We start from the raw sequence: 6000 nt of genomic DNA on the forward strand, positions 1-6000 counted from the left end.
GAGCGGTTGAGGTGCGGGGCTCCCTACTATTCTCTGATGGCTTCGATTGAGCCTGTAATTGGAGCCTGCCTCATTCCTTGCGGGCGCTTTTCGAACACGACGATGCTGTCGTAGGTAGTGATCGATTGTGTAGTCTTGGTGAACTCGGAAGGTAGAATAGCCTCGCGAGCATGGAAAGCATTAATGTCGTCTAAGCGATCCTTTACGAATTCCATGAAAGAACCAGGGCGCTTGAGACCGCCTTCGTATTCATCCCAATAGCAGGTGTGGGTATCTTCAACCATATAGCAACCGCGGGGAGATATCCGCGGATAAAGGTACTGGAAACTTGTTATCATATGGCGCATCTGATGGCTGCCATCGTCCAAAACCATATCGATATCCGGGTGTTTTGACAGGATCAGATCTAGAATAGCGGGATCGTCTTGGCTGCCGATAAAGATCTCGATGCCGGGTTGTTCATGTTCTTTGCAGGTGGGATCAATGTCGATACCAATGATTTTAGCTCCTAGCCCGAAATAATCCTTCCACATGGCGAGCGAACCACCACCAAACACTCCGATCTCAATAATTGTTGGAGCCTTATCCCTAAATCGATCAAAGTGATGCTCGTAAATGTCGAAATAATGCATCCACTTGTGCAGTCGCTTGCCGCTATTGTTGAGGAAATATTTATGTAGAAATCCGTCGGACATACTGGCTCTCCAATTTAGAGCCGAAACCGTCGCACAAGTCCTTCAATACGGCAATCTGCAATCGAGTTCCTGCTTTTTGAGATTAAAAGTCATGGATTCGAGCTCAAGGTGGGTCGACTGGCAATTCCACAACTGACAGTCGCCGCCCACTCAGGCGGCTTTTCTTTGCCGACGAGACCCCGTAAGCTCGTTTCCGACTCGAAGCTGGTGCTAGAGCGTAGACTCATAAACATTGCACCAGATGCGGACAGCGATGATCTTGACAGCTGCCAGGAAATTGGCAGGGTTCTTATCGTAACGTGTGGCGATGCCACGATAGTGTTTGATGCGATTAAAGAACCGCTCGACCAGATTTCTCTGGCGATATAGCCATGGCGAGAACGCGAAGACGTCCTTACGGTTGGATTTGGGAGGAATATTGGCCCAGATTTTCTGTTCTGCGGCTGTCTTCCGGATCGCATCGGTATCGTAAGCTTTGTCCGCAAGCAGCGTGCCGCCTGCCTTCATGCGTTCAATGAGACCCTCGGCCCGAGAGCAATCGGCAACCTGTCCGCCGGTCAGGCAAAGATTGACCGGGCGGCCTTGTGCATCAACAAGTGCGTGGATTTTGCTTGTGAGGCCGCCGCGGGAACGTCCCATGCAACCATCGTCGGCATCCCCCTTTTTCCCGTGGCTCCGTGCTGGTGAACACGAACACAGGTGCTATCGATCATCACGATATCGCCATCATAGGCCTCAGAGACAGCTTCCAGCAGCCGATCCCAGACACCGGCACGACGCCAGCGTACGAACCGATTGTAGCAGGTCGTTGCAATACCATAGCGTTCAGGGATTTCTGACCACGACGAGCCAGTGCGGAAGCGCCACAGGATGCCATTGAGGACCATGCGATCATCAACCCGGGGCACGCCACGAGGTTTGCAGGGCAACAGTGGCGCAATAATCGTCCATTCTCGTTCTGTCAGTTCATAGCGGCGAGGTGACATCAAAAACCTCCAAATCCGAGGCCTTTGAAACACTAATTCATTCAAATAACTAGCCTATTTATGAGTGCACGGCCTAGGCTCAGGACCTATTAATTCCGTCTGAGATGTGATTCACGTTCTCCGAGAAGGAGGCCTTGATGGGTGATTTGTTTGTGCTGAGCGAGCGCCAGATGGCGCGAATATCGCCGCATTTCCCGCTTTCGTATGGTGTTGCGCGGGTCGATGACCGGCGCGTGGTAAGCGGCATCGTCTATGTGATCAGGAACGGGCTGCAGTGGAAGGACGCGCCGGTTGGCTACGGTCCGCACAAGACGCTCTACAACCGCTTCATCCGCTGGAGCCGCCTTGGTGTTTTCGATCGTATCTTCTCCGGGCTTGCGGGCGAAGGGCCGAAACCCGAGCGCATCATGATCGACGCGACGCATCTGAAGGCCCACCGCACGGCAGCGAGCCTGCTTAAAAAGGGGATGTTCCCCGTCGTATCGGGCGAACCAAGGGCGGATTGAACTCGAAGCTCCACACCGTTTGCGACGGTGACGGACGGCCAATTATCCTGCACCTGTCGGAAGGCCAGATGAGCGATCACAAGGGCGCTCGTCTCGTGCTCGACGCGTTGCCTCCCGCCGATCACCTGACTGCCGATCGAGGATACGACAGCACTTGGTTCCGCGAGGAACTCGAAGCCAGAGGCATAGGCCCGTGCATCCCGTCCAGCCGGAGCCGCAAAGTTCCATTCGCCTACGACAAGGGCCTCTACCGTCAGCGCCACAAGGTCGAGAACCTGTTCGCTAAGCTCAAGGACTGGAGGCGCATCGCCACACGCTACGACCGATGCGCCCATACGTTCTTCTCAGCCATCTGCATCGCAGCCGCAGTCATCTTCTGGCTTTGATCAATGAGTCCTGAGCCTAGCGCGAGGGCACTGGAAACTATCCTTAATCCGATTCCAAAACCTCTCCAGTGCGCCGGTCGATCACGACGCGCATATCATCGTCTCGTCCATCCAAGCCTCGCACGACGTAGACATTTCGGCGCCTTGATACGCTTTCAACTTCCTCCATGCCTTCTCCACGTGCGATTCTTGCAGCTCGACGCTCACTAATACCCTCGCCGTAATCACGACCTTGACGGTCCATCCTACGATTGTCGTCTGGATTTACCTGGATGCCATTTGGTCCGATTTCGATGCTTTGGGCCTGCGATGGATCCGTGGACAGAAGTGTCATCAATATCGCCGCTGCGCTTACGGATAACTTATACATCGCAACAAATCCCTTTCTCCCGCCCGCATGCAAATGAACGCGCGCAGCCGCCCGCGGTTCCCGACCGTCCGGTCAACTCTCCTGACATGACGAACATTCTGTGATTGCGGTTAAGGCACCAGCAATCACCCCTTCCCAAGGACACCCCATGAACAAAACAACGTTCTTCGCGTATGCGAGGCGCGCCCCTTTTGGAGGGCGCTTAAGCCAAGCGCAGGTCGACGGCACGTCGACTATTCTGGCCAAAGCTGAGCGCCGAGGCCTGCCCGACGAGCAGACGGCTTAGGACGCCTCTTCCTCAGTCGCGGTCTGTGCGATCTGTTGAGCGCCACTGTCGATCTGCTGCGCCGCAAGGAAACCAAGCCAGACGGCAATCAGGCAGACGATGACCGAGATGCCGATATTCAGGAGGGCTTTGCCGGGCTGGCCGGCTCTCAAAAGATCCAGCGTTTGCAGGCTGAATGACGAAAAAGTGGTGAAGCCGCCGCAAACACCGACCATGAAGGCCAGGCGCCAGATCTCCGGTACGGCAAAGCGCCCTTGTTCGGGCGTCAGCGCGCCAAAAAAGGAAATCGCAAACGATCCCATTATATTGATGACGATTGTGCCCCAGGGCAAATCGCGACTGACTGGTAACATCAATAGAGCGAGCCAGTAACGCGCCACGCTTCCGATCGCTCCGCCGAGCGCCACCATGATGGTTGCTTGCATAATTCACCTGTCAAAATTGCGGAACGAAAGTACATGCTGGAGAAAGTCGGGCAAGGGACAACCCACAGCCCATTGCGTTCCTATTGTCAATTCGATCAGGAGTCATCAGCCAGAATCGGCGGTTTCGGGAGAACCCCATTCCCATCAAGCATGGCAATTATACAAAATTGCCGCACGGCCCGTCAACGCGACCGGGCTTCACAACCGTGCAACGCGATTCCGCAACGCATCGCTGATGCGATAAATAGTGGAGGCCGGCGCGGGGAGGGTACGTCGCATGAATGCGACTTTCTTCAGATAGCGATCAATTTTCCAGGTCGCCCAGGTTCCGCCGCGAAAATATGCAACATCGCCTGCTTTCAGCGTTTGGTGTTTTCCGTCGGCGTCGGTGACGTGCACTTCGCCTTCGAGAATATAAACCGTTTCATCCCAGCCAAAATACCAGCGGAATTCGCCAGCAGTGCAATCCCAAACCGCTGTAAAAGCTGCCCGGTCGCCACTGGAAGATTGCTCACATGAACGCGCCCGTGGCGACCCCTTTAGTATCCAATCGGGCTTAATCGGCGCGGGGGTCAATTCCATCTCGAATGCACTATCAGCGACGAGCGCTGGCTTCGCTGGCGTGTTGAAAATTTTGGGCTTAAAGACATTTGGCATTGTACGCGCCACCGCCATAACGGCCGTCGCCAGCATGAATTTCCAGGCCATGAAATCCCCCATGAGTAATGGCCTGTTCTTAACGGCAAATCGTCGGAAAAGTATTAATTCCCGCACGAAAATTGGTGCGGGATACAACCGGAAATTTCAAGCCAAGCTTTCCTTCGAATGTACTTCAATTTTATTGAATGCAATGAGTTTCTAAACAATGAAAATGAAACAGAACCTGTGATAAATGTGACCACGGACCTCCTGAGAGCAGGGGAGTTGACAGATCGATTCCGATAAGAGGCGCACGAATTATGAGCCAGACGAAGCTATTTTCTCCTTTGGAAGTGGGCGGTTTGCATCTGAAAAACCGCATTGTGATTGCCCCTATGTGTCAGTACTCCGCCGAAGACGGCAAGACGACCGACTGGCACCTGATGCATCTGGGTAATCTGGCACAGTCCGGGGCAGGGCTATTGACCATTGAGGCAACGGCGGTTAGCCCAGAAGGCAGGATCAGCTATGCGGATGTCGGGCTTTATTCCGATGAAACGGAGGCCGCATTGGAGCGGACGCTTAATGGTGTTCGTCGCTGGTCATCCATGCCTATCGCCATACAGCTAGCCCATGCAGGCAGAAAGGCATCCACCGATCTGCCGTGGAAAGGCGGACGCCAGATTGCGCCGCAGCGCGAGAATGGCTGGCAGACCATCGCGCCATCTGCTGTGGCGTTCAATTCCGCGGACAATGCTCCGACAGCGATGGACAAAGACGAGCTGAAGCGCATCCGCGATGCATTTGCAAGCGCTGCACAACGCTCGGCACAGCTGGGTCTGGATGCGATCCAGGTTCACGGCGCACACGGCTATCTTCTGCATGAATTCCTGTCACCGCTTTCGAACAAGCGCGACGACGAATATGGCGGTTCGCTGGAAAACCGTCTGCGTTTTCCACTGGAAGTGTTCGACGCGGTTCGTGAAGCATTTCCGGCAGATCGTCCGGTGACGATGCGTGTTTCCGGAACGGACTGGGTCGAACGCGGTTGGGATATCGAGCAGACCGTGGCGTTCTCGCAAGCTTTGGCCGCAAGAGGTTGCGCAGCAATCCATGTTTCGAGTGGCGGACTTGATGCGGGCCAGAAAATTCCGGTCGGTCCGAGCTATCAGGTGCCGCTGGCGCGCGCTGTAAAGGCGGCCGTCAATATTCCAGTCGTTGCTGTGGGGCTCATCACGGATTTCGAACAGGCCGAAGCGATACTGTCCACAGGGGATGCGGATATGATCGGACTTGCCCGGACGATCCTTTATGATCCGCGCTGGCCTTGGCACGCTGCAGCGCATTTCGGAGAAACGATTGAGGCGGCACCGCAGTTTCTGCGTTCACAGCCACGGCAGTTCCGCAATCTGTTCACACAGATGAGCTGGTAGGTTTTACTGACTTGATCCCAGAGGGGCAGCCAAGTGGCACCCCTCTGAAAAACTGGGCGATGTGAGTTGAAATGTCTGCCGACCTGCAAAGTTAAAATGTCGGCTTGTTGTTATCGCTTGCAAGTCGCACTTCAAGCTAGAACCCACCCCGGTGGAAAAGCTATCCCAAGTGCATCATGCCGTTGATGAGGCATATCTGATTATGCTGGTTCCTGCAAAAGGGAGGCGAACACTTCAGCGGGTGTCTTGAATCCAAGACACTTGCGCGGGGTTG

The 6000-nt window shown here is 54.7% G+C and carries 7 protein-coding genes and 1 riboswitch; of the genes, 2 read left to right on the plus strand and 5 right to left on the minus strand.

The window, feature by feature from the left end; translation table 11 throughout:
- Positions 1-26: 26 nt before the first annotated feature.
- Both JAU75_RS21905 and JAU75_RS21910 read right to left on the minus strand, forming a co-directional pair.
- Complete coding sequence (locus JAU75_RS21905; RefSeq protein ID WP_199058607.1) at positions 27-695, minus strand: class I SAM-dependent methyltransferase; 669 nt, start codon at positions 693-695, stop codon at positions 27-29.
- 210 nt (positions 696-905) lie between these two features.
- Positions 906-1681 (minus strand): IS5 family transposase gene (locus tag JAU75_RS21910; protein WP_247880582.1). Its coding sequence is split into 2 segments (ribosomal slippage): positions 906-1363 and positions 1363-1681, totalling 777 coding nucleotides; the frame shifts between segments, so codons are not numbered across the junction.
- 137 nt (positions 1682-1818) lie between these two features.
- Between JAU75_RS21910 and JAU75_RS21915 the strand changes: the two genes are divergently transcribed.
- Positions 1819-2573 (plus strand): IS5 family transposase gene (locus tag JAU75_RS21915; RefSeq protein WP_199058609.1). Its coding sequence is split into 2 segments (ribosomal slippage): positions 1819-2152 and positions 2152-2573, totalling 756 coding nucleotides; the frame shifts between segments, so codons are not numbered across the junction.
- Positions 2574-2616: 43 nt separating this feature from the next.
- Here the strand turns inward: JAU75_RS21915 and JAU75_RS21920 are convergent.
- The 3 genes from JAU75_RS21920 to JAU75_RS21930 form a co-directional block, all read right to left on the minus strand.
- Positions 2617-2943, minus strand: a complete 327-nt coding sequence (locus JAU75_RS21920) for a PepSY domain-containing protein (RefSeq protein ID WP_199058610.1) — start codon at positions 2941-2943, stop codon at positions 2617-2619.
- A 282-nt stretch (positions 2944-3225) separates the two neighbouring features.
- Entirely contained in the window at positions 3226-3654 is a 429-nt protein-coding gene (gene crcB, locus JAU75_RS21925) for a fluoride efflux transporter CrcB (protein ID WP_199058611.1), read from the minus strand.
- A gap of 89 nt (positions 3655-3743) precedes the next feature.
- Positions 3744-3806: riboswitch (Fluoride riboswitch) on the minus strand.
- A gap of 46 nt (positions 3807-3852) precedes the next feature.
- Positions 3853-4362 carry a cupin domain-containing protein gene (locus JAU75_RS21930; RefSeq protein ID WP_199058612.1) on the minus strand — a complete coding sequence of 170 codons (510 nt, stop codon included), beginning with the start codon at positions 4360-4362 and terminating at the stop codon, positions 3853-3855.
- 251 nt (positions 4363-4613) lie between these two features.
- On the opposite strand from JAU75_RS21930, the gene JAU75_RS21935 reads away from it, so the two are divergent.
- Positions 4614-5726: an NADH:flavin oxidoreductase/NADH oxidase gene (locus JAU75_RS21935; protein WP_199058613.1), complete on the plus strand. Its 1113-nt coding sequence runs from the start codon at positions 4614-4616 to the stop codon at positions 5724-5726.
- Positions 5727-6000: the final 274 nt, after the last annotated feature.

Origin of the sequence: Ochrobactrum sp. Q0168 (assembly GCF_016427605.1) — a bacterium.
Taxonomy (GTDB): domain Bacteria; phylum Pseudomonadota; class Alphaproteobacteria; order Rhizobiales; family Rhizobiaceae; genus Brucella.

What these genes read in the sequence shown, in the direction of transcription:
- JAU75_RS21920 (WP_199058610.1), bottom strand. Translation starts at nt 2,943, where the DNA reads ATGTATAAGTTATCCGTAAGCGCAGCGGCGATATTGATGACACTTCTG.
- crcB (WP_199058611.1), bottom strand. Translation starts at nt 3,654, where the DNA reads ATGCAAGCAACCATCATGGTGGCGCTCGGCGGAGCGATCGGAAGCGTG.
- JAU75_RS21935 (WP_199058613.1), top strand. Translation starts at nt 4,614, where the DNA reads ATGAGCCAGACGAAGCTATTTTCTCCTTTGGAAGTGGGCGGTTTGCAT.
- JAU75_RS21930 (WP_199058612.1), bottom strand. Translation starts at nt 4,362, where the DNA reads ATGGCCTGGAAATTCATGCTGGCGACGGCCGTTATGGCGGTGGCGCGT.
- JAU75_RS21905 (WP_199058607.1), bottom strand. Translation starts at nt 695, where the DNA reads ATGTCCGACGGATTTCTACATAAATATTTCCTCAACAATAGCGGCAAG.